Source organism: Achromobacter sp. DMS1 (assembly GCF_001270295.1).
In genome coordinates this window covers 16751-38606 of sequence record NZ_LHSJ01000030.1, presented here as the reverse complement: position 1 = coordinate 38606, position 21856 = coordinate 16751, and the positions used below count along the sequence as shown (strand labels likewise).

Genomic DNA, 21856 nt, shown 5'->3' with positions numbered 1-21856 from the left:
GGGCTTACTTCACCTTGAAGGTGAAGTTACCCGTGATCGGATGCGTGTCCGAGGAGACGGCACGCCATTCGACGCGATAGTCGCCCGGCTGGAGCGCTTGTGCCGGCGTGATGACCATGGTCTTGCCGTCGCCGGCACCCGCGACGCTGGCGTTGATCTTCATCGGGCCATGGCTCGCCATTCCCGGCATGCCCGTCATGACAAGGCTCGCGGCGGAGAACTGCGGCACCAGCGTTTCGGAGAACTTCAGCTCAATGGTGGCTGGCGCGGAAACCTGCGACTTGTCGGCCGGCGTCGAAGATACCAGCGAAGGATGCGCGAATGCGGCGGTGGCGAACAGGCCAGCAGCGATCGGCGCGACGAGCTTGGCGATGAAATGTGAACGGGTCATAGAGGTTCCTACCTTGATGTGTGAGGGTGGTTTAAGAACGAAATGCCGAGATAAGGCTTGCGCCTTCGCAACGGCGTGGAACGAAAGAAACGGCTCGCTGGTCGATAGCAGGCTCCTGTTGGCTCTGAAAGATGTCTTGGTCACAGTCGGGTCGCTCTCAGCCGCAAGGCGTTGCCTACGACCGATGCCGAACTCAGGCTCATCGCCAATGCTGCGATCAGGGGCGACAGCAACCAGCCCGTGAGGGGATAGAGAACCCCAGCGGCGACGGGGATGCCCAGCGCGTTGTAGAAGAAGGCGAACATGAGGTTCTCCTTCATGTTGCGCACGGTACTCACCGAGAGCGAGCGAGCGACAGCGATGCCACGCAGATCGCCTTTGACCAGCGTGACCTGCGCGCTGTTCATCGCCACGTCGGTTCCGGTTCCCATGGCGATGCCCACGTCTGCCTTCGCCAAGGCCGGCGCATCGTTGATGCCGTCTCCGGCCATGGCGACGATGCGGCCCTCTCTCTGCAAACGCTCTATCAACATGAGCTTGTCCGCCGGCTTGACTTCACCATGCACCTCGTCGATGCCCAGGCGTGCACCGACGGCTTTGGCGGTGGTCTGCCCGTCCCCGGTGGCCATGATGACCCGCAGGCCCGCAGCCTTCAACGCGGCCAGGGCCTCGGGGGTGCTGCCCTTGACCGGATCGGATACGGCGAGCAAGCCCGCGAGCTGCCCGTCCACAGCCAGATACATGACACTGGCCCCTTCGCCGCGCAGAGCTTCTGCCTGGGGTATGAGCTGCTCAACCGACACGCCAGACTGCTCCATCAGCACCGTATTGCCCAACGCCAGTTGCCGGTGCTCAACTTTCCCGCGCACGCCGATGCCCGTTCCCGATTCAAAGGTCTGAGGCTTCACGAGTTGGAGGCCCTGGGCACGCGCGGCCTGCACGATGGCGTCGGCCAGGGGGTGTTCACTGCCCTGGTCCAGGCTGGCCGCAAGACGCAGCACCTCATCGTTCGTAAAGCCGGGCGCTGCGACGACCTGATCGAAAGCAGGTCGGCCTTCGGTCAGGGTTCCTGTCTTGTCGATGACGAGGGTATCGACCTTGCGAAGATTCTCGATCGCCGCGGCATCGCGGAACAGCACCCCCTGCGTGGCGCCACGGCCCGTTGCGACCATGATCGACATCGGCGTGGCCAGACCCAGCGCGCACGGGCAGGCGATGATCAGGACGGCCACCGCATTGATGAGTCCATAGACCCAGGTGGGCTGCGGCCCGAAGAATCCCCAGACAAAGAGCGTCGTGACCGCAATGGCGACGACGGCCATCACGAAGTAGCCGGCAACGACATCGGCCATGCGTTGCATCGGCGCCTTGGAACGCTGCGCCTGGGCGACCATCTGCACGATCTGCGACAGAACGGTGTCCGAGCCGATCCGCTCCGAACGCATGACCAGCGCGCCACTGGTGTTGAGTGTGGCCCCGATGACCTTGTCGCCCACGCGCTTGCTGACGGGCAGCGGTTCGCCAGTCAGCATGGACTCGTCAATCGAGCTGCTGCCCTCGTGCACGATGCCATCCACCGGCACCTTCTCGCCGGGTCGGATGCGCAGCAGGTCGCCGACGTGCACATGGCTGAGCGGCACGTCTTCCTCGCTGCCGTCCGCATTGATGCGCCGTGCGGTCTTGGGCGCCAGCCCCAGCAGCGACTTGATGGCCGCCGAAGTCTGGGAGCGGGCTTTGAGTTCCAGCACCTGGCCGAGCAGGGTCAGCGAGATGATGACGGCGGCGGCCTCGAAATACACGCCGACCCGTCCCATGGACATGAAGGATGCCGGAAACACTTCTGGCGCAACGGTTGCCACGACGCTGTAGATGAATGCCGCACCTGTTCCCAGGCCGATCAGCGTCCACATGTTCGGGCTGCGGTTGACCACGGACAGCCAGCCGCGGGAGAAGAAGGGCCAGCCGGCCCACAGCACGATCGGCAACGACAGCACCAACTCGACCCAGCTCTGCGTGGCCATGTCCATCAGGTGCAGCCGCTCACCCAGCATCGCCAGCGCCAGAACCACGAGCGTCAACGGCAAGGTCCACCAGAAGCGATGCGAGAAGTCACGCAGCTCCGGGTTGTCGTCATCGAGGTCGGGCAGCAGAGGCTCCAGCGTCATCCCGCACTTGGGGCAGGTTCCCGGATGATCTTGGCGGATCTCCGGGTGCATCGGGCAGGTGTAGATCGTTCCGGGTGCGGCTGGCGTTGGCGCCTGGGCCGGTGGCACCACCGTGCTGGCGTGGTGATGCGGGGCATGGCCGCTGCCGGTGCTTGTGCCCGCGCCTCCGCCCACGAATCGCGCCGGATCGGCGTCGAATTTGCCCTTGCATCCGGTGCTGCAAAACAAGTACGTGTTCCCCAAGTGCGTGGAGCGGTGCTCCGACGCTGCCGTGACTGTCATGCCACACACCGGATCGCGCGTCGCGGCATCGGGCTGCGAGTGGCTTGAGGACCCGCCCGCGTCGTCACTGCCAGCATGGCTGGCGTGATGGTGGTGCGTGTGCGGGTCGGACGTTGTGGCACCCGCCGCCATGCCCGCGTGCTCATGTCCTGAAGACTTGCTGGATGAATTCATAGTGACAAGTGCCCTTCGCCGTTAACCGTTGGTGTCTGGTGATCGCAGCAGGCCGCAGGCGCGCAAGGAGACAAGCGCGGCGTCGCGTTCTCGCCCTGTGCGAGTGCCTCGACTCATTGCTTCTGCTCCTTGGAGGCTGCGGCACCTTCCTCCCTCTGACGCGCGGCATGATCGTGTCCGCCGTGGCCGTGACCACGGTGCATGAACAGGTGCATCAGCGGACAAGCCGCCAGCAGCAGGAAGGGGAGATAGCCGGCAACATGTGCCGTGTGCTCCTTGAGCAGGAAATACGCGGCGACAGCGGCGATGATGAGGAACGCCACGCCGTAGCGCGATCGCCAGAACCGGGGCCGATCGCTGGGGGTCTGTGTGTGCTGATGCTGCATGGCATATCTCCACGGAGAAGGGTTGATGGATGGTCAGCGATGCGACTGATAGACCGTGCTACTACCGTTTTTCCCGATCAGCAGCACGTCGTAGGCGTCCTTGCGTCCACCATAGGCCGGACCATCCATGCCGGGCGAACCGACCGGCATGCCCGGCGCCGCGAGGCCGATGGCCTGTGGGGCTTCACGCAGCAAGCGTTGAATGTCCGAGGCAGGCACATGACCCTCGATGGCATAGCCGCCGATCTGCGCCGTGTGGCACGAACCGTACTTTTGCGGGATGCCCAGCCGTGTGCGCGCTGCCGTGTTCCCGGTGTCAAGAACCTGCACATCGAAGCCTGCGCCTTGCAGATGTGAGACCCAGTCCTTGCAGCATCCGCAACTCGGGTCCTTCCACACCTTGGCGATCGGTCGGCTCTGCGCCAGGCTTGGCCCTGCGAGTGCCATCACCAACAAGCCAGCGATCAATGCTTGCCGTCTCGGCACCTTGCCCTGGTTTCTGTCGATGTGCATGTTCGTGGATTGCCTCTCATCAGTTGCTCAAACCCGGAAAGTCCTAGAACCAGAATCGCACGCCAGCGACCCAGCGCGTCTGCTGCGTGCGGCCGCCTTCGGCGCGCACATAGTCCGCTGTGCGTCCGAAGCTGCCCGCCCGTTCCACGCCGATGTAAGGGGCGAACTGGCGACTGAATTCATAGCGCAGGCGCAAGCCAGCAGACGCTTCGGCCAGGCCCTTGCCGATACCGCGTTCCGGGTCGTCCTTGCCATAGAACTGCAATTCGGCACGAGGCTCCAGAATCAGTCGCTGGGTCAGCAGCAGCTCGTAGCTTCCTTCGACACGCAGCGCAGTACGTCCGCCACTTCCCACGTAGCCTGTCGCCTCCAGCTCGAACCAGTAGGGGGCGAGGCCCTGGATGCCGAAAGCCAACCATTGACGGCTGGGGCCTTCTCCGTTATCCACCCGAACGCCGAGTTGGGTGTCCCAGTACGGTGCGACGGCGTGCCCCCAGAGAAGCTCGGTACGCGATTCTTCGAGCTTTCCTTTGGCGATATCGCCTTCGGCCTTCACGACGGCCTTGTTGTAGGTCGTCCCATACCACGCCTGGAGGTCGTAGGCCGTGGAATCGTCCCCTTTGCGCGTGAAGCGGCGCTCCAGGGTTTCGCCGCGCAGCGAGAAGAACTTGTGTTCGTCGGCCAGCATCAGCCGCGGCACACCGGGTACGGCGTAGTCGCCCGAGCCCAATGTCAGGCCGTTGGAGTAGCCATGCGGATCGCGGGCGTCAGGAGGCGCCGACCCGCCCTGCATCTGCATGTTGCCGTGATCCATGGCCGGGGCTGCGGTGGAGCCGCTCGCCGGCGCCGCGTGACCCGCGTGCGGATCGGCGGCAGGAGGCACGGTCTGAGTGGATGGCGCGGCCGTTTGAGCGTCGGTCTGGCCGTGCGCTGCATGGTCGTTCTGTGCTTGTGCCTGGGCGGCGACGCTTACCAGGGCCAGGAGCGTCGTGGCCAGTGCGCGAGTGGGGAGTGCTTTGGACATTCTTGGTCTTCCTTGTGCGCTGGGTTCAAGACACCACGACTTCGCGGAACATGCCGGCATCCATGTGGAACATCAGGTGGCAGTGCCAAGCCCAGCGGCCGAGCGCGTCGGCTGTCACCAGGAAACTGATGCGTTGTGCCGGTTGCACCGGCAGGGTGTGGCGGCGCGCCAGGAAGCGACCGTCGGGGCTTTCCAGCTCGCTCCACATGCCGTGCAAGTGCATGGGATGGGTCATCATGGTGTCGTTGTGCAGAATGACCCGCAGCCGCTCACCGTGTTTGAAGTGCACCGGCGTGGACTTTCCGAACTCCAGTCCGTCCAGGGACCATGCGTAGCGTTCCATGTTGCCCGTGAGGTGCAGTTCGACCTCCCGACCAGGGCCTCTCTTGTCCAACGGCCCCGACGGGGTATGCAGATCCGCGAGGGTCAACACGCGCCGACCGTTGTTGCGCAGTCCGATGCCGGGGTCATCGAGATTGGTGCGCGCCATGTCAACGCGCATGTCCGTGCTGGCACCGTACTCGGTGCGAGCGTGGCGAGCAGTGGTGCTGGGCACGGCCAGTCCCCCCGCAGCCGCGGCGTGCTGGCTGTGATCCATCGCCATGCCACCGTGGTTCATGGCGCCGTGGTTCATGCCAGCCATCGCCCCATGATCCATCCCGGACATCGAACCCGAGCCCATGCCGGTCATCCCCGTCATGCCCGTCATGCCCGTCATCCCGGTCATCTCCATGGCCTGGCCGGACCCGCCGTGGTCCATGCCCCCCATCATGCCGCCCATCATGTCGTTCATGGTCAGCCATTCGACCGGATCGAGGGCAGGCACGGGCGCTTGAAGACCTTCGCGCACGGCCAGCGTGGCACGCGCGTAGCCTGTCCGGTCCATCGCCTGGGCGAAGATCGTGTAAGCGTCATCCCGTGGCTGGACGATCACATCGACGGTTTCGCCAGGACCGAATCGGAACTCATCGACCGTCACCGGCTCCACGTCAACACCATCGACGTGCACCACCGTGAGTTTCAGTCCGGGAATGCGTACGTCGTAGAAGGTGTTGCCCGCACCGTTGACCATGCGCAGCCGCACGCGCTCACCCGGTCGGAACAGCGCCGTCCAATTGCCGGCGGGGGTGACGCCGTTGGCCAGATAGGTCAGCGTGGCGGCAGACAGATCGGCGAGATCCGTCGGATTCATCCGCATCTCGTTCCACATCTTGCGCTTGTCGATCGCAGCGGCCATGCCGTCGCGCGAGGCGTCCCGGAAGAAGTCGAAGACGGTAGGTTGGTTGTAGTTGTAGTAGTCGCTTTGGGACTTGAGCTTGGTGAACACCCGCATCGGGTCTTCGTCGGTCCAATCCGAGAACAGCAGCACGTGGTCACGGTCGGCGCGGATGGTCTCGGTGCCAGCGGGGTCGATGATGATCGCCCCGTACATGCCCGTGAGTTCCTGGAAGCCGGAGTGCGAGTGGTACCAGTAGGAGCCGCTCTGCTGAACCTTGAAGCGGTACGTGAAGGTCTCGCCGGGAGCGATGCCATTGAAGCTGATGCCCGGTACGCCATCCATCTGATACGGCAGGATGATCCCGTGCCAGTGGATGGATGTGGCTTCACGCAGCTTGTTGGTCACACGGATTGTGACGGTGTCGCCCTCGCGCCAACGCAAGGTCGGCGCCGGCAGCGAGCCGTTGATGGTCGTGGCTACGCCCGGCTTGCCAGTGAAGTTCACGGGCGATTCGGCGATCACCAGGTCGAACTCGGTGCCCTTCAGAACAGGAGCGGCACCGCGCGTCGCGGAGCCTTGCTGGGCAAATGCCCTGAGCGCCGGGGTGGACAGCCCGGCCAGGACGCCGCCAGCGGCCAGCCCCTGAACAAAACGCCGACGAGACAGGCCCAGTGGGGGCACGATTACAAAGGGCGAACGAGGCGGCATGGCCTGAAATCCTCCATAGATAACTTGAAAGTCGTCTTTAGAGCCGCCTTTGGTCTTGGGCGGCACGGTTCGACGCATGGAGGTCATGCTATGGAGTGACCACTTTCGGATGAATGACCCTTGGATTACATTCATGTAATGGTCGCGTCATCTTCGTGGCAGGAAGCGACTATTACATTGCCCCTAAGAAGCAAATGAATGGGGCATCGTGGGCGGCAAAATTCCTTACGTCGCAGCGATTTCATGGGGCATGCGATGAAGCTGTTGGTCGTTGAAGACGAGAACAAGACGGCGGATTACGTCCGCCAAGGTCTCATGGAGGCGGGGTTCGTCGTGGATCTGGCGCGCAACGGATTGGACGGACACCACTTGGCCATGAGCGAGACCTACGATTTGGTGGTCTTGGATGTCATGCTGCCGGATGTCGATGGCTGGCGCATCGTGCGTTCGCTGCGAGATGCTGGCAAACAGGTCCCTGTGCTATTTCTGACCGCACGTGGCAGCGTGGATGACCGCGTCAAGGGGTTGGAACTGGGGGCAGACGACTATCTCGTCAAGCCGTTCGCGTTCTCGGAATTGTTGGCGCGGGTGCGGACGCTGCTGCGACGCGGAAGCGCTCCGAGCCAGCCTGATCGCATCCAAGTTGCCGATTTGGTGCTGGACTTGCCGCGCCGACGTGCAACGCGCGCTGGTCAGCGCATCAATCTCACCAGCAAGGAGTTCGCGTTGCTCGAACTGCTGGCACGCCGAAAGGGTGAAGTTCTGCCGCGTTCGTTGATTGCGTCTCAGGTATGGGACATGAATTTCGACAGCGACAGCAACGTTATTGATGTGGCCATCCGTCGTCTGCGCGCAAAGATCGACGATGCGTTCAATCCAAAGCTCATCCACACTGTCCGCGGCATGGGATACACGCTCGATGCGCCTGATGATGACCTCGCGCCATAAGCCACGGCGAAGCCGTCCCGCGTCGCTTGCATTGAGGGTCACGGCCCTGGTTGGCATTGCCACGACCTTGGTATTTCTTGCGTTCAACTGGGTTGTCGTTAGATCCTTGGAGCACCACTTTGCCCAACAGGACGCCCATGAACTTGACGCAGTGGTCACGGCCTTGGCAGAGCCGTTGCGACAGATCGCTAATGACATGGACAAAGATGAGTTGCGGCAGCATTTAGCCAATGCAGTGGCAGGACATCATGGGATGACCTATGGCGTCTATGATCGGTCGGGCAATACCATCTATGCCACGCCGGGTCCTGACCTGTCGAAACTTGCCAGCGGCAAAAAATTGGTCAACCGCATCACCGCCGACGATTTGACGGTGTGGCAAGAGAATCAGAGGTCTTATCGAGGTGTGGCGCTACAACTGCCTGCCGACAATTCGGCGGCACCTGGCTACCGCATCGTTGCCGCCATGGACATCGGCTTTCATCTCGATTTCTTGGCAGAGTTCAAGCGCATGCTCTGGTGGGCGACCTGCCTTGTTCTCTGCATTGCGCTCGGGGTGGCTTGGCTGGCCGTGCAATGGGGCCACCTTCCAATCCGCAAGGTCAACGAGGAGATTCGCACGATCCGATCTTCAAAGCTGGATGTGAGACTTGATCCTCTTGACGTACCTATAGAACTGGCTGAACTTGTGGTCGCCTTCAACGACATGTTGGCCAGAATCGAGGAAGGGTTTGTCCGCCTGTCGCACTTTTCCGCCGACATTGCGCATGAGTTGCGTACACCCGTTACCAACCTGATTACGCAGTCCCATGTGGCGCTCGGGCAACCCCGCAGTGCAGAGGAATATCGGGAGATCCTCTACTCCAACTTGGAGGAGTTTGATCGCATGAGTCGCATGATCGGCGACATGTTGTTTCTAGCTCAAACGGAAAATGACCCTCGAAATCTCCGTCTCGGCGAAATCGACCTGGCTGAGTTGATCCGAGGTTTGTTTGACTACTTCGAGGCATTAGCTGAAGACCGCAACATCACACTTTACGCAAAGGGTGCTGCCGAACCAATACGGGCGGATCGTGAGATGTTGCTGCGGGCGCTCAACAATCTTCTTTCCAACGCAATCCGTCATACTCCCTATGGGTCGCGTATTACAGTCGCTTTGGCGCAAGATGAGCGATGGACAACGATAAGTGTCGAAAATCCGGGCGAGCGAATTTCGGAGGCTGATCTGCCGAAGTTATTCGATCGCTTTTTCCGAGTAGATCCTGCCCGCCAACGAAAGAACGCAGGTGCAGGGCTAGGGCTGGCCATCGTCAAATCAATTGCCGAAGCTCATGGTGGACATGTGCAGGCAACGTCCAGCGATACAGCGACTAAATTTGATCTAACGCTGCCTCGCATCGCTTAGTTGGCCTCTCGCCATTGCGGGAGAATGCAGATCGTGGATGGGCGCAGTTTCGACTCGTCGGAAGCAGGTTGCTCGTCAGATGATGGACATGCCTTTCTGCCGTCCAATCTCCCATGACACGCCACCGCCGCGTACAGTGGCAGCAAGTTGCTGACCTAGCCGTTGCTCGATCACTGGTTTCCACGGCACTAGGCTGAATCCCATGCCGTCATCGAGCATCGCGTAGCGCCCGCTGGCGAGCATGACGCTGCGCCGGTAGATGCCGGCCACGCGCTGCCCATCGGCCACCGGGCGATGCTCCAGGCCGGTTTCGCCGGCAATGTCCTTCGCGGCCTGTGCCAGTTCCCGGTTGCGCAGCGTGCCCAGCAGGTTTCGGGCGAGGATCACGCGCTGCCCGCGCCGCTCGGCCAGCCCCTGTTCGGCAAGGAAGTCGGCGCGTTTCTGCAATGCCTCCTTGACCTCGCCGCCAAAGCCCAGGTCCCCCAGGCCCGAGCCGCCGCCGATCAACTGCTGGTCGAGCCAGGTGGCCCCGATCACGCGCGCCTGCCGCTCGATGGGCAGGTGCGATTTCAGCTCTACAGCCACGCCGCCCAGGCGCTGCGCGTCGTACTGATGGCCACGCTCGGGCAGATCGTCCGGCACCTTCCATAGCCCTTCGGCCACGCGCTCCACGATGCCGGCGCGGCGCAGGGCTTCGAGTCGGCGGATGTGGGCCGCGACGACTTCCTGCGGATCACGGCCCGGCACGGCCTGACCCTGCGCGACGGCCAGGTGATGGTCGGTGCGGTATAGACCGCCGCTCGCCAGTGCGGTGATGTTCCTGTCGGCCGCGCGCACGTCGGCCGATCCCTTCACCTCCACTACGGCGCCGGCCGGATAGTTCGCCAGTTCATCGTGTGCGTTGAGCGCGACGTAGTGGGCCTTGCCGTCCACGCCGTCGATGACCAGATAGCCCCGGTCGCGCAGCTCGTCGGCCAGCCCCTTCGCTGCCACGCGGCCGAGAATGGTTCGGCCACCTCCATCAGCATCTTGGCCCGGCTCGAACACCGCCAGCTCGCGCGGCTCGCCGCGCATGGCCCGCTGCATGGTGCGGATGATGTCGCCACGCTCGCCCAGGGCGCGCAGGGTCTTTTCGGCATCGGCATGGACAGCCCAGGTGCCCGGCTGCATCTCGTCAGCCAGGCCCAGGCGCTGCAAGCGTTGCAGGCGGCCGATCAGCAGCAGGCGCTGGCGTTGCAGCCGCGGTTCGTTGAACCGTTCGACATGCACCAGGCCATCGTCGCCCAGTTCGCGTTTGAGCGTGCGATCCAGGCTCGTCCATCGCTCCTGATCCACTTCACGCTGCAAGGTCTGCTGGATCTCCCGCTCGGTGCGTGGCCCCAGCCATTCGGTCGCCAGCTCGGACGCGCGATGCCGGAAGCCATCGGCGATGTAGTCGCCCGCGATGATGAGGTCTTTGCCCGTGTCGTCGCGTCCGCGCACGATCAAGTGGGTGTGCGGGTTGTCGGTGTTCCAGTGATCGACCGCCACCCATTCCAGCCGTGTGCCCAGGTCGGCTTCCATGCGGCCCATGAGATGCCGCGTGTAGGTGCGCAGGTCGTCCAGTTCCGCGCCATCCTCCGGCGAGAGGATGAAGCGGAAATGGTGCCGGTCGTCGGCGCAGCGTTCCTTGAAGGCGTCGAGGTCGGCAGCATCGGTCTGCGGCCCATAGGCTTGGCCTGGCTCGCCATCGCGGCCGGCGCCGTCGCGCTCGATGTAGCGCAGGTGCTTGGCGAGCGACTGCGGACTGGCCCGCTGCTGATTGACCAGCAGCGTCTTGATGGTCACGCGCCGCGACATGGGCGTGAGCTTCGCGCCCGCGAAGCGCGCCGCCGTGTGGCCGCGTCCCAGCCGCGAGCCGGGCCGCTGGCCGATGCCGGCGCCCTTGCCACTGCCGCCAGGACGGCGCACCGCCGACTTGCCGCTGCTGGCCTTTCCTGCCTGCTTGAGCACCTTGGAAACGAAGCCCTGGCCCCGGTTCTTCGGGGCGCTGGGGCGGATGCGGAAATCGTCATCGCGGCGGTTGGTCATGGCTGGGCTCCCTGCAAGCTCTGGCGTGTCCGGGCGTGCGAAGCACGCGGATATGCCTGCATTGGCGCGGGCCTCGCGCCCCACACGGCACGGTGGCGAAGCCGCTCCGTGCCGCGCCACCCCCATGTGCAGACAGGCTTTCGACGCGGCCCGGTGCCGCGTCCTTTTGTCTTGCCTTCCGCTTTTGCCCTTCGCTGGCGCTCCGGGCAGCGGCGGCCCGGCGGCGCTGCGCGAGCAGCCAGCGCGCCGGCGAACGCGCGAACAAGCGCGATGAGGGCCGCAGGCCGGGCGCGTTCGAGGCAAGACGCCTGCACGTTGGACGGCTGCGCCGAAGGCAGCGCGAAGTGCGGTGCCCAATGCGCAGGATTGGCGCCCGCACTGCACGCCCGACGACACAGCGACGGCCAGCAGCACGACACGTCCGATGGCACGATGAGATGCACGGCAACGTGCAGCGAGTCGACGGCCATCATGGGCGGGACTCCAGCCACACCGGATGCGCGATGCCGATCACGGTGGATGCGCTGATCGGGCCGAAGTAGCGGCTGTCGAACGATGTCGGATTGGTCACGCTCAACAGGAACAGTTCGCCAGGCCGAAGGCGGCGGCACAGCTGCAAGGATGGCAGCGGCCGGCCCAGCCGGTCGGCAGGCAGCACGGCGGCCGAAGGTACGCCGTCAATGCGTACCTGACCGGAGACGATGCAGACGTGTTGCGGCGCGACCGCACCCACACGTTTGAGCAGCGGAACGCGGGTCGGCAGGTAGCCGCGCTGCGCAGCCAGCATTGCGGCGTCTGGCGGCAGCGGCACCAGCACGATGCTGTCCACGGACAAAGAACGTGGCAGCGAGCCGGTTCCGTGGCGCTGCGGATCGACGCGATACCAGCCGACCGCAACGCTGTCGGACGGGTTGTAGGTCAGACGCGGCAGCGGATGCACGAAGGATGCCCAGGCCAGCGCAGCGAGGCCGCAGGCGGCGAGGCCCGCGAGCACGAGGCGAGCGCGCAAGCGTGAGCGGGGCGAGCGAGGACGCGGTGCGGTGCCAGCAGTCGAAACGGCGGTCATGGCAGCGCCCTCCCGGTCAGCCAGGCTGCGTGCCGCTCGGCGGTGTATTCGGGCAGTGGCAGGCGCGCAGCGAGCCGGTTGGCGAGCGTGCGCCAGTAGGCGGGCGAAGCGGCGACAGGCGCGATGCCCAGCGCCTCGATGGCGTCGATGCGCTCCAACACCGCACGCACTTGGTTCTCCCCTTCGGCGTGGAGTAGCAGGCGCGCACCCGGCTGCACGCCGGGGATGCGCTGCGCCGCGTCGAGCGGCGTGCAAGCTTGCATGACCATGAGCTGCCAGCGAACGGTGCCGTAGTCGTTGGCCTGCCAGCGGATGCGGCAGAACATGGTGCCCGGCAGGAACACCGCGCAGCGCCGCCAGCGGTCGAGCTGGTGCGTGCGCGCCGGTTCGCCGAAGCGCAGGTAGAGTTTGAAGCGCAGTTCGATGTAAGCCAGCGCCACGCGCGTCAGCGGCGCACTGACAGGCCGACCGGCGAGTGCGGCCGGTGATGGTTGTGGCGCATCCGTAGCCGCGCCAGCGGCAGGCGAAGCGGATGCGGTCATGGGGTGTTCTCCCTGCGGTGTTCTGGAAACTCCCGCTCCAGCAGGCCGCGCAGCAGGTCGGCCACGGTCACGCCTTGCGTGAAGGCCGACACCTTGATGCGCGCCCGCATCGCGGGCGTGATGTCGAGGGTCAAGCGAGCCGTGTAGAGGTCGCCCTTGCCCAGCGCATCGGCGTCGCCCTGGCGAATCCACGCCTCGGCGTGCGGATTCGCGGGCGGACGCGCGCCGATGCCGACGCGCTTTGCCGCACGTTTGCTGTTCGGTGGCGGCTTCGCAGTCATGTCGTCCACCGCAGCAGTTCATCCAAAAGGGCGGTGATTTCCCGTGCGGCGGCGCTGTACGGCGCCGTCTCGCGTGCAAGCCGGCCAGCGGCCACGCTGTCGGCGAACACGATGCGCTGATGCACTTCCGCGCGCAGCGCAGGAAGCGGTTGGTCAGCCAGCGCCTGGCGCGCTTCGCGCCCGATCACGGTGGTACTGACGCGCCGGTTGATGACGAAGGCCGCGCGCAGCGCAGGCCGAAACACCTGCGCCTCGCGGATCAGCGCCACCATCTCGGCGCTGGCCCACAAATCGTAGGGGCTGGGCTGCACCGGGATCAGCACGCGCTCGACCGCCAGCAGCGCGGAGCGCGCCAAGGCGGCGATGCGCGGTGGGCCGTCGATGACAACGTGATCGGCCCGCCTGGCGAGTTCTGGCGCCTCTTGGTGCAGCGTTTCGCGTGCGAGGCCCACGGCGCTGAACAGCCTAGGCAAACCTTGCTGGCTTCGGCGTTGTGTCCAGTCCAGCGCGGAGCCCTGCGGGTCAGCATCCAGCAGGACGACATGCTGGCCGCGCATCGCCAGCTCGCCGGCGATGTGGGTGGCGAGCGTGGTCTTGCCCACGCCGCCTTTCTGGTTGAGCAGCGCGACGATCATGGCCTGGCCCTCCGTGTTGGAAAGCCGGACTTTTGCTGCTGCGCTTGGAGCCGAGTGATGGTTGTCCACCGCAGCGGCGTTTCTCTACTAAAAGTTAGAGAAATTAAGTTAGGGAAGTTAGAGCGCGCGCAAACCCAATGCTGGCGCGGATTTGCGGCCGATCGGCACGCCTGATAGCACGATAGGCCCACGCCTGATAGCACGATACCCCGCACGCCTGATAGCACGACNGTCGCTGTGTCGTCGGGGCGTGCAGTGCGGGCGCCAATCCTGCGCATTGGGCACCGCACTTCGCGCTGCCTTCGGCGCAGCCGTCCAACGTGCAGGCGTCTTGCCTCGAACGCGCCCGGCCTGCGGCCCTCATCGCGCTTGTTCGCGCGTTCGCCGGCGCGCTGGCTGCTCGCGCAGCGCCGCCGGGCCGCCGCTGCCCGGAGCGCCAGCGAAGGGCAAAAGCGGAAGGCAAGACAAAAGGACGCGGCACCGGGCCGCGTCGAAAGCCTGTCTGCACATGGGGGTGGCGCGGCACGGAGCGGCTTCGCCACCGTGCCGTGTGGGGCGCGAGGCCCGCGCCAATGCAGGCATATCCGCGTGCTTCGCACGCCCGGACACGCCAGAGCTTGCAGGGAGCCCAGCCATGACCAACCGCCGCGATGACGATTTCCGCATCCGCCCCAGCGCCCCGAAGAACCGGGGCCAGGGCTTCGTTTCCAAGGTGCTCAAGCAGGCAGGAAAGGCCAGCAGCGGCAAGTCGGCGGTGCGCCGTCCTGGCGGCAGTGGCAAGGGCGCCGGCATCGGCCAGCGGCCCGGCTCGCGGCTGGGACGCGGCCACACGGCGGCGCGCTTCGCGGGCGCGAAGCTCACGCCCATGTCGCGGCGCGTGACCATCAAGACGCTGCTGGTCAATCAGCAGCGGGCCAGTCCGCAGTCGCTCGCCAAGCACCTGCGCTACATCGAGCGCGACGGCGCCGGCCGCGATGGCGAGCCAGGCCAAGCCTATGGGCCGCAGACCGATGCTGCCGACCTCGACGCCTTCAAGGAACGCTGCGCCGACGACCGGCACCATTTCCGCTTCATCCTCTCGCCGGAGGATGGCGCGGAACTGGACGACCTGCGCACCTACACGCGGCATCTCATGGGCCGCATGGAAGCCGACCTGGGCACACGGCTGGAATGGGTGGCGGTCGATCACTGGAACACCGACAACCCGCACACCCACTTGATCGTGCGCGGACGCGACGACACGGGCAAAGACCTCATCATCGCGGGCGACTACATCGCCGATGGCTTCCGGCATCGCGCGTCCGAGCTGGCGACCGAATGGCTGGGGCCACGCACCGAGCGGGAGATCCAGCAGACCTTGCAGCGTGAAGTGGATCAGGAGCGATGGACGAGCCTGGATCGCACGCTCAAACGCGAACTGGGCGACGATGGCCTGGTGCATGTCGAACGGTTCAACGAACCGCGGCTGCAACGCCAGCGCCTGCTGCTGATCGGCCGCCTGCAACGCTTGCAGCGCCTGGGCCTGGCTGACGAGATGCAGCCGGGCACCTGGGCTGTCCATGCCGATGCCGAAAAGACCCTGCGCGCCCTGGGCGAGCGTGGCGACATCATCCGCACCATGCAGCGGGCCATGCGCGGCGAGCCGCGCGAGCTGGCGGTGTTCGAGCCGGGCCAAGATGCTGATGGAGGTGGCCGAACCATTCTCGGCCGCGTGGCAGCGAAGGGGCTGGCCGACGAGCTGCGCGACCGGGGCTATCTGGTCATCGACGGCGTGGACGGCAAGGCCCACTACGTCGCGCTCAACGCACACGATGAACTGGCGAACTATCCGGCCGGCGCCGTAGTGGAGGTGAAGGGATCGGCCGACGTGCGCGCGGCCGACAGGAACATCACCGCACTGGCGAGCGGCGGTCTATACCGCACCGACCATCACCTGGCCGTCGCGCAGGGTCAGGCCGTGCCGGGCCGTGATCCGCAGGAAGTCGTCGCGGCCCACATCCGCCGACTCGAAGCCCTGCGCCGCGCCGGCATCGTGGAGCGCGTGGCCGAAGGGCTATGGAAGGTGCCGGACGATCTGCCCGAGCGTGGCCATCAGTACGACGCGCAGCGCCTGGGCGGCGTGGCTGTAGAGCTGAAATCGCACCTGCCCATCGAGCGGCAGGCGCGCGTGATCGGGGCCACCTGGCTCGACCAGCAGTTGATCGGCGGCGGCTCGGGCCTGGGGGACCTGGGCTTTGGCGGCGAGGTCAAGGAGGCATTGCAGAAACGCGCCGACTTCCTTGCCGAACAGGGGCTGGCCGAGCGGCGCGGGCAGCGCGTGATCCTCGCCCGAAACCTGCTGGGCACGCTGCGCAACCGGGAACTGGCACAGGCCGCGAAGGACATTGCCGGCGAAACCGGCCTGGAGCATCGCCCGGTGGCCGATGGGCAGCGCGTGGCCGGCATCTACCGGCGCAGCGTCATGCTCGCCAGCGGGCGCTACGCGATGCTCGATGACGGCATGGGATTCAGCCTAGTGCCGTGGAAACCAGTGATCGAGCAACGGCTAGGTCAGCAACTTGCTGCCACTGTACGCGGCGGTGGCGTGTCATGGGAGATTGGACGGCAGAAAGGCATGTCCATCATCTGACGAGCAACCTGCTTCCGACGAGTCGAAACTGCGCCCATCCACGATCTGCATTCTCCCGCAATGGCGAGAGGCCAACTAAGCGATGCGAGGCAGCGTTAGATCAAATTTAGTCGCTGTATCGCTGGACGTTGCCTGCACATGTCCACCATGAGCTTCGGCAATTGATTTGACGATGGCCAGCCCTAGCCCTGCACCTGCGTTCTTTCGTTGGCGGGCAGGATCTACTCGGAAAAAGCGATCGAATAACTTCGGCAGATCAGCCTCCGAAATTCGCTCGCCCGGATTTTCGACACTTATCGTTGTCCATCGCTCATCTTGCGCCAAAGCGACTGTAATACGCGACCCATAGGGAGTATGACGGATTGCGTTGGAAAGAAGATTGTTGAGCGCCCGCAGCAACATCTCACGATCCGCCCGTATTGGTTCGGCAGCACCCTTTGCGTAAAGTGTGATGTTGCGGTCTTCAGCTAATGCCTCGAAGTAGTCAAACAAACCTCGGATCAACTCAGCCAGGTCGATTTCGCCGAGACGGAGATTTCGAGGGTCATTTTCCGTTTGAGCTAGAAACAACATGTCGCCGATCATGCGACTCATGCGATCAAACTCCTCCAAGTTGGAGTAGAGGATCTCCCGATATTCCTCTGCACTGCGGGGTTGCCCGAGCGCCACATGGGACTGCGTAATCAGGTTGGTAACGGGTGTACGCAACTCATGCGCAATGTCGGCGGAAAAGTGCGACAGGCGGACAAACCCTTCCTCGATTCTGGCCAACATGTCGTTGAAGGCGACCACAAGTTCAGCCAGTTCTATAGGTACGTCAAGAGGATCAAGTCTCACATCCAGCTTTGAAGATCGGATCGTGCGAATCTCCTCGTTGACCTTGCGGATTGGAAGGTGGCCCCATTGCACGGCCAGCCAAGCCACCCCGAGCGCAATGCAGAGAACAAGGCAGGTCGCCCACCAGAGCATGCGCTTGAACTCTGCCAAGAAATCGAGATGAAAGCCGATGTCCATGGCGGCAACGATGCGGTAGCCAGGTGCCGCCGAATTGTCGGCAGGCAGTTGTAGCGCCACACCTCGATAAGACCTCTGATTCTCTTGCCACACCGTCAAATCGTCGGCGGTGATGCGGTTGACCAATTTTTTGCCGCTGGCAAGTTTCGACAGGTCAGGACCCGGCGTGGCATAGATGGTATTGCCCGACCGATCATAGACGCCATAGGTCATCCCATGATGTCCTGCCACTGCATTGGCTAAATGCTGCCGCAACTCATCTTTGTCCATGTCATTAGCGATCTGTCGCAACGGCTCTGCCAAGGCCGTGACCACTGCGTCAAGTTCATGGGCGTCCTGTTGGGCAAAGTGGTGCTCCAAGGATCTAACGACAACCCAGTTGAACGCAAGAAATACCAAGGTCGTGGCAATGCCAACCAGGGCCGTGACCCTCAATGCAAGCGACGCGGGACGGCTTCGCCGTGGCTTATGGCGCGAGGTCATCATCAGGCGCATCGAGCGTGTATCCCATGCCGCGGACAGTGTGGATGAGCTTTGGATTGAACGCATCGTCGATCTTTGCGCGCAGACGACGGATGGCCACATCAATAACGTTGCTGTCGCTGTCGAAATTCATGTCCCATACCTGAGACGCAATCAACGAACGCGGCAGAACTTCACCCTTTCGGCGTGCCAGCAGTTCGAGCAACGCGAACTCCTTGCTGGTGAGATTGATGCGCTGACCAGCGCGCGTTGCACGTCGGCGCGGCAAGTCCAGCACCAAATCGGCAACTTGGATGCGATCAGGCTGGCTCGGAGCGCTTCCGCGTCGCAGCAGCGTCCGCACCCGCGCCAACAATTCCGAGAACGCGAACGGCTTGACGAGATAGTCGTCTGCCCCCAGTTCCAACCCCTTGACGCGGTCATCCACGCTGCCACGTGCGGTCAGAAATAGCACAGGGACCTGTTTGCCAGCATCTCGCAGCGAACGCACGATGCGCCAGCCATCGACATCCGGCAGCATGACATCCAAGACCACCAAATCGTAGGTCTCGCTCATGGCCAAGTGGTGTCCGTCCAATCCGTTGCGCGCCAGATCCACGACGAACCCCGCCTCCATGAGACCTTGGCGGACGTAATCCGCCGTCTTGTTCTCGTCTTCAACGACCAACAGCTTCATCGCATGCCCCATGAAATCGCTGCGACGTAAGGAATTTTGCCGCCCACGATGCCCCATTCATTTGCTTCTTAGGGGCAATGTAATAGTCGCTTCCTGCCACGAAGATGACGCGACCATTACATGAATGTAATCCAAGGGTCATTCATCCGAAAGTGGTCACTCCATAGCATGACCTCCATGCGTCGAACCGTGCCGCCCAAGACCAAAGGCGGCTCTAAAGACGACTTTCAAGTTATCTATGGAGGATTTCAGGCCATGCCGCCTCGTTCGCCCTTTGTAATCGTGCCCCCACTGGGCCTGTCTCGTCGGCGTTTTGTTCAGGGGCTGGCCGCTGGCGGCGTCCTGGCCGGGCTGTCCACCCCGGCGCTCAGGGCATTTGCCCAGCAAGGCTCCGCGACGCGCGGTGCCGCTCCTGTTCTGAAGGGCACCGAGTTCGACCTGGTGATCGCCGAATCGCCCGTGAACTTCACTGGCAAGCCGGGCGTAGCCACGACCATCAACGGCTCGCTGCCGGCGCCGACCTTGCGTTGGCGCGAGGGCGACACCGTCACAATCCGTGTGACCAACAAGCTGCGTGAAGCCACATCCATCCACTGGCACGGGATCATCCTGCCGTATCAGATGGATGGCGTACCGGGCATCAGCTTCAATGGCATCGCTCCCGGCGAGACCTTCACGTACCGCTTCAAGGTTCAGCAGAGCGGCTCCTACTGGTACCACTCGCACTCCGGCTTCCAGGAACTCACGGGCATGTACGGGGCGATCATCATCGACCCCGCTGGCACCGAGACCATCCGCGCCGACCGTGACCACGTGCTGCTGTTCTCGGATTGGACCGACGAAGACCCGATGCGGGTGTTCACCAAGCTCAAGTCCCAAAGCGACTACTACAACTACAACCAACCTACCGTCTTCGACTTCTTCCGGGACGCCTCGCGCGACGGCATGGCCGCTGCGATCGACAAGCGCAAGATGTGGAACGAGATGCGGATGAATCCGACGGATCTCGCCGATCTGTCTGCCGCCACGCTGACCTATCTGGCCAACGGCGTCACCCCCGCCGGCAATTGGACGGCGCTGTTCCGACCGGGTGAGCGCGTGCGGCTGCGCATGGTCAACGGTGCGGGCAACACCTTCTACGACGTACGCATTCCCGGACTGAAACTCACGGTGGTGCACGTCGATGGTGTTGACGTGGAGCCGGTGACGGTCGATGAGTTCCGATTCGGTCCTGGCGAAACCGTCGATGTGATCGTCCAGCCACGGGATGACGCTTACACGATCTTCGCCCAGGCGATGGACCGGACAGGCTACGCGCGTGCCACGCTGGCCGTGCGCGAAGGTCTTCAAGCGCCCGTGCCTGCCCTCGATCCGGTCGAATGGCTGACCATGAACGACATGATGGGCGGCATGATGGGGGGCATGGACCACGGCGGGTCCGGCCAGGCCATGGAGATGACCGGGATGACGGGCATGACGGGCATGACGGGCATGACGGGCATGACGGGCATGACGGGCATGACGGGCATGACTGGGATGACCGGCATGGGCTCGGGTTCGATGTCCGGGATGGATCATGGGGCGATGGCTGGCATGAACCACGGCGCCATGAACCACGGTGGCATGGCGATGGATCACAGCCAGCACGCCGCGGCTGCGGGGGGACTGGCCGTGCCCAGCACCACTGCTCGCCACGCTCGCACCGAGTACGGTGCCAGCACGGACATGCGCGTTGACATGGCGCGCACCAATCTCGATGACCCCGGCATCGGACTGCGCAACAACGGTCGGCGCGTGTTGACCCTCGCGGATCTGCATACCCCGTCGGGGCCGTTGGACAAGAGAGGCCCTGGTCGGGAGGTCGAACTGCACCTCACGGGCAACATGGAACGCTACGCATGGTCCCTGGACGGACTGGAGTTCGGAAAGTCCACGCCGGTGCACTTCAAACACGGTGAGCGGCTGCGGGTCATTCTGCACAACGACACCATGATGACCCATCCCATGCACTTGCACGGCATGTGGAGCGAGCTGGAAAGCCCCGACGGTCGCTTCCTGGCGCGCCGCCACACCCTGCCGGTGCAACCGGCACAACGCATCAGTTTCCTGGTGACAGCCGACGCGCTCGGCCGCTGGGCTTGGCACTGCCACCTGATGTTCCACATGGATGCCGGCATGTTCCGCGAAGTCGTGGTGTCTTGAACCCAGCGCACAAGGAAGACCAAGAATGTCCAAAGCACTCCCCACTCGCGCACTGGCCACGACGCTCCTGGCCCTGGTAAGCGTCGCCGCCCAGGCACAAGCACAGAACGACCATGCAGCGCACGGCCAGACCGACGCTCAAACGGCCGCGCCATCCACTCAGACCGTGCCTCCTGCCGCCGATCCGCACGCGGGTCACGCGGCGCCGGCGAGCGGCTCCACCGCAGCCCCGGCCATGGATCACGGCAACATGCAGATGCAGGGCGGGTCGGCGCCTCCTGACGCCCGCGATCCGCATGGCTACTCCAACGGCCTGACATTGGGCTCGGGCGACTACGCCGTACCCGGTGTGCCGCGGCTGATGCTGGCCGACGAACACAAGTTCTTCTCGCTGCGCGGCGAAACCCTGGAGCGCCGCTTCACGCGCAAAGGGGACGATTCCACGGCCTACGACCTCCAGGCGTGGTATGGGACGACCTACAACAAGGCCGTCGTGAAGGCCGAAGGCGATATCGCCAAAGGAAAGCTCGAAGAATCGCGTACCGAGCTTCTCTGGGGGCACGCCGTCGCACCGTACTGGGACACCCAACTCGGCGTTCGGGTGGATAACGGAGAAGGCCCCAGCCGTCAATGGTTGGCTTTCGGCATCCAGGGCCTCGCCCCCTACTGGTTCGAGCTGGAGGCGACAGGCTACGTGGGAAGTGGCGGACGTACTGCGCTGCGTGTCGAAGGAAGCTACGAGCTGCTGCTGACCCAGCGACTGATTCTGGAGCCTCGTGCCGAATTGCAGTTCTATGGCAAGGACGACCCGGAACGCGGTATCGGCAAGGGCCTGGCCGAAGCGTCTGCTGGCTTGCGCCTGCGCTATGAATTCAGTCGCCAGTTCGCCCCTTACATCGGCGTGGAACGGGCGGGCAGCTTCGGACGCACAGCGGACTATGTGCGCGCCGAAGGCGGCCGCACGCAGCAGACGCGCTGGGTCGCTGGCGTGCGATTCTGGTTCTAGGACTTTCCGGGTTTGAGCAACTGATGAGAGGCAATCC

General features: G+C 64.0%; 18 protein-coding genes. 5 read left to right on the top strand and 13 right to left on the bottom strand.

Going from position 1 to position 21856, the window contains the following annotated elements; genetic code table 11:
- Positions 1-4: 4 nt before the first annotated feature.
- The 6 genes from copC to AD428_RS05850 form a co-directional block, all read right to left on the bottom strand.
- The gene (gene copC / locus AD428_RS05875) at positions 5-391 is read right to left on the bottom strand and encodes a copper homeostasis periplasmic binding protein CopC (RefSeq protein ID WP_018716234.1); all 387 of its coding nucleotides are present in this window, start codon (positions 389-391) and stop codon (positions 5-7) included.
- Positions 392-531: 140 nt separating this feature from the next.
- Positions 532-3012: a heavy metal translocating P-type ATPase gene (locus AD428_RS05870; RefSeq protein ID WP_076342751.1), complete on the bottom strand. Its 2481-nt coding sequence runs from the start codon at positions 3010-3012 to the stop codon at positions 532-534.
- A gap of 113 nt (positions 3013-3125) precedes the next feature.
- Positions 3126-3398, bottom strand: a complete 273-nt coding sequence (locus AD428_RS05865; RefSeq protein WP_018716232.1) for a DUF2933 domain-containing protein — start codon at positions 3396-3398, stop codon at positions 3126-3128.
- A 33-nt stretch (positions 3399-3431) separates the two neighbouring features.
- The gene (locus AD428_RS05860; protein WP_053244504.1) at positions 3432-3911 is read right to left on the bottom strand and encodes a DUF411 domain-containing protein; all 480 of its coding nucleotides are present in this window, start codon (positions 3909-3911) and stop codon (positions 3432-3434) included.
- A gap of 43 nt (positions 3912-3954) precedes the next feature.
- Positions 3955-4935 carry a copper resistance protein B gene (locus tag AD428_RS05855; RefSeq protein ID WP_200908003.1) on the bottom strand — a complete coding sequence of 327 codons (981 nt, stop codon included), beginning with the start codon at positions 4933-4935 and terminating at the stop codon, positions 3955-3957.
- A 25-nt stretch (positions 4936-4960) separates the two neighbouring features.
- A complete protein-coding gene (locus tag AD428_RS05850) occupies positions 4961-6862 on the bottom strand; it encodes a copper resistance system multicopper oxidase (RefSeq protein ID WP_082308287.1) in 1902 nt (633 codons plus the stop codon).
- Between the two features lie 255 nt (positions 6863-7117).
- Between AD428_RS05850 and AD428_RS05845 the strand changes: the two genes are divergently transcribed.
- Together AD428_RS05845 and AD428_RS05840 are read left to right on the top strand one after the other, a co-directional pair.
- Positions 7118-7810 carry a heavy metal response regulator transcription factor gene (locus AD428_RS05845; RefSeq protein ID WP_152967997.1) on the top strand — a complete coding sequence of 231 codons (693 nt, stop codon included), beginning with the start codon at positions 7118-7120 and terminating at the stop codon, positions 7808-7810.
- Complete coding sequence (locus AD428_RS05840) at positions 7794-9215, top strand: heavy metal sensor histidine kinase (protein ID WP_432205838.1); 1422 nt, start codon at positions 7794-7796, stop codon at positions 9213-9215. The genes AD428_RS05845 and AD428_RS05840 overlap by 17 nt, the downstream gene beginning before the upstream one ends.
- Positions 9216-9290: 75 nt before the next feature.
- Here the strand turns inward: AD428_RS05840 and AD428_RS05835 are convergent, their stop codons facing one another.
- The 5 genes from AD428_RS05835 to parA all read right to left on the bottom strand — a co-directional run bounded on the left by AD428_RS05835 (position 9291) and on the right by parA (position 13809).
- Positions 9291-11285, bottom strand: coding sequence for a relaxase/mobilization nuclease domain-containing protein (locus AD428_RS05835; protein WP_053244508.1), 1995 nt, complete (start codon positions 11283-11285; stop codon positions 9291-9293).
- Between the two features lie 469 nt (positions 11286-11754).
- The gene (locus tag AD428_RS05830; protein WP_053244511.1) at positions 11755-12351 is read right to left on the bottom strand and encodes a S26 family signal peptidase; all 597 of its coding nucleotides are present in this window, start codon (positions 12349-12351) and stop codon (positions 11755-11757) included.
- Positions 12348-12893, bottom strand: coding sequence for a DUF2840 domain-containing protein (locus tag AD428_RS05825; RefSeq protein WP_053244510.1), 546 nt, complete (start codon positions 12891-12893; stop codon positions 12348-12350). Before AD428_RS05825 ends, AD428_RS05830 begins: the two co-directional genes overlap by 4 nt.
- Complete coding sequence (locus AD428_RS05820) at positions 12890-13174, bottom strand: hypothetical protein (protein WP_053244521.1); 285 nt, start codon at positions 13172-13174, stop codon at positions 12890-12892. The genes AD428_RS05825 and AD428_RS05820 overlap by 4 nt, the downstream gene beginning before the upstream one ends.
- Positions 13171-13809, bottom strand: a complete 639-nt coding sequence (parA, locus tag AD428_RS05815) for a ParA family partition ATPase (protein WP_053244509.1) — start codon at positions 13807-13809, stop codon at positions 13171-13173. Before parA ends, AD428_RS05820 begins: the two co-directional genes overlap by 4 nt.
- 634 nt (positions 13810-14443) lie before the next feature.
- Between parA and AD428_RS05810 the strand changes: the two genes are divergently transcribed.
- A complete protein-coding gene (locus AD428_RS05810; protein ID WP_053244508.1) occupies positions 14444-16438 on the top strand; it encodes a relaxase/mobilization nuclease domain-containing protein in 1995 nt (664 codons plus the stop codon).
- Between the two features lie 75 nt (positions 16439-16513).
- On the opposite strand, the gene AD428_RS05805 is transcribed toward AD428_RS05810, so the two are convergent.
- Positions 16514-17935 (bottom strand): heavy metal sensor histidine kinase, encoded by a 1422-nt coding sequence (locus AD428_RS05805; protein ID WP_432205838.1) that lies wholly within the window; start codon positions 17933-17935, stop codon positions 16514-16516.
- Positions 17919-18611: a heavy metal response regulator transcription factor gene (locus AD428_RS05800; RefSeq protein WP_152967997.1), complete on the bottom strand. Its 693-nt coding sequence runs from the start codon at positions 18609-18611 to the stop codon at positions 17919-17921. Before AD428_RS05800 ends, AD428_RS05805 begins: the two co-directional genes overlap by 17 nt.
- Before the next feature lie 255 nt (positions 18612-18866).
- Between AD428_RS05800 and AD428_RS05795 the strand changes: the two genes are divergently transcribed.
- Both AD428_RS05795 and AD428_RS05790 read left to right on the top strand, forming a co-directional pair.
- Positions 18867-20813 carry a copper resistance system multicopper oxidase gene (locus AD428_RS05795; RefSeq protein ID WP_053244505.1) on the top strand — a complete coding sequence of 649 codons (1947 nt, stop codon included), beginning with the start codon at positions 18867-18869 and terminating at the stop codon, positions 20811-20813.
- A gap of 25 nt (positions 20814-20838) precedes the next feature.
- Positions 20839-21819 (top strand): copper resistance protein B, encoded by a 981-nt coding sequence (locus AD428_RS05790; protein ID WP_200908003.1) that lies wholly within the window; start codon positions 20839-20841, stop codon positions 21817-21819.
- Positions 21820-21856: the final 37 nt, after the last annotated feature.

What these genes read in the sequence shown, in the direction of transcription:
- copC (WP_018716234.1), bottom strand. Translation starts at nt 391, where the DNA reads ATGACCCGTTCACATTTCATCGCCAAGCTCGTCGCGCCGATCGCTGCT.
- AD428_RS05870 (WP_076342751.1), bottom strand. Translation starts at nt 3,012, where the DNA reads ATGAATTCATCCAGCAAGTCTTCAGGACATGAGCACGCGGGCATGGCG.
- AD428_RS05865 (WP_018716232.1), bottom strand. Translation starts at nt 3,398, where the DNA reads ATGCAGCATCAGCACACACAGACCCCCAGCGATCGGCCCCGGTTCTGG.
- AD428_RS05860 (WP_053244504.1), bottom strand. Translation starts at nt 3,911, where the DNA reads ATGCACATCGACAGAAACCAGGGCAAGGTGCCGAGACGGCAAGCATTG.
- AD428_RS05855 (WP_200908003.1), bottom strand. Translation starts at nt 4,935, where the DNA reads ATGTCCAAAGCACTCCCCACTCGCGCACTGGCCACGACGCTCCTGGCC.
- AD428_RS05850 (WP_082308287.1), bottom strand. Translation starts at nt 6,862, where the DNA reads ATGCCGCCTCGTTCGCCCTTTGTAATCGTGCCCCCACTGGGCCTGTCT.
- AD428_RS05845 (WP_152967997.1), top strand. Translation starts at nt 7,118, where the DNA reads ATGAAGCTGTTGGTCGTTGAAGACGAGAACAAGACGGCGGATTACGTC.
- AD428_RS05840 (WP_432205838.1), top strand. Translation starts at nt 7,794, where the DNA reads ATGACCTCGCGCCATAAGCCACGGCGAAGCCGTCCCGCGTCGCTTGCA.
- AD428_RS05835 (WP_053244508.1), bottom strand. Translation starts at nt 11,285, where the DNA reads ATGACCAACCGCCGCGATGACGATTTCCGCATCCGCCCCAGCGCCCCG.
- AD428_RS05830 (WP_053244511.1), bottom strand. Translation starts at nt 12,351, where the DNA reads ATGACCGCCGTTTCGACTGCTGGCACCGCACCGCGTCCTCGCTCGCCC.
- AD428_RS05825 (WP_053244510.1), bottom strand. Translation starts at nt 12,893, where the DNA reads ATGACCGCATCCGCTTCGCCTGCCGCTGGCGCGGCTACGGATGCGCCA.
- AD428_RS05820 (WP_053244521.1), bottom strand. Translation starts at nt 13,174, where the DNA reads ATGACTGCGAAGCCGCCACCGAACAGCAAACGTGCGGCAAAGCGCGTC.
- parA (WP_053244509.1), bottom strand. Translation starts at nt 13,809, where the DNA reads ATGATCGTCGCGCTGCTCAACCAGAAAGGCGGCGTGGGCAAGACCACG.
- AD428_RS05810 (WP_053244508.1), top strand. Translation starts at nt 14,444, where the DNA reads ATGACCAACCGCCGCGATGACGATTTCCGCATCCGCCCCAGCGCCCCG.
- AD428_RS05805 (WP_432205838.1), bottom strand. Translation starts at nt 17,935, where the DNA reads ATGACCTCGCGCCATAAGCCACGGCGAAGCCGTCCCGCGTCGCTTGCA.
- AD428_RS05800 (WP_152967997.1), bottom strand. Translation starts at nt 18,611, where the DNA reads ATGAAGCTGTTGGTCGTTGAAGACGAGAACAAGACGGCGGATTACGTC.
- AD428_RS05795 (WP_053244505.1), top strand. Translation starts at nt 18,867, where the DNA reads ATGCCGCCTCGTTCGCCCTTTGTAATCGTGCCCCCACTGGGCCTGTCT.
- AD428_RS05790 (WP_200908003.1), top strand. Translation starts at nt 20,839, where the DNA reads ATGTCCAAAGCACTCCCCACTCGCGCACTGGCCACGACGCTCCTGGCC.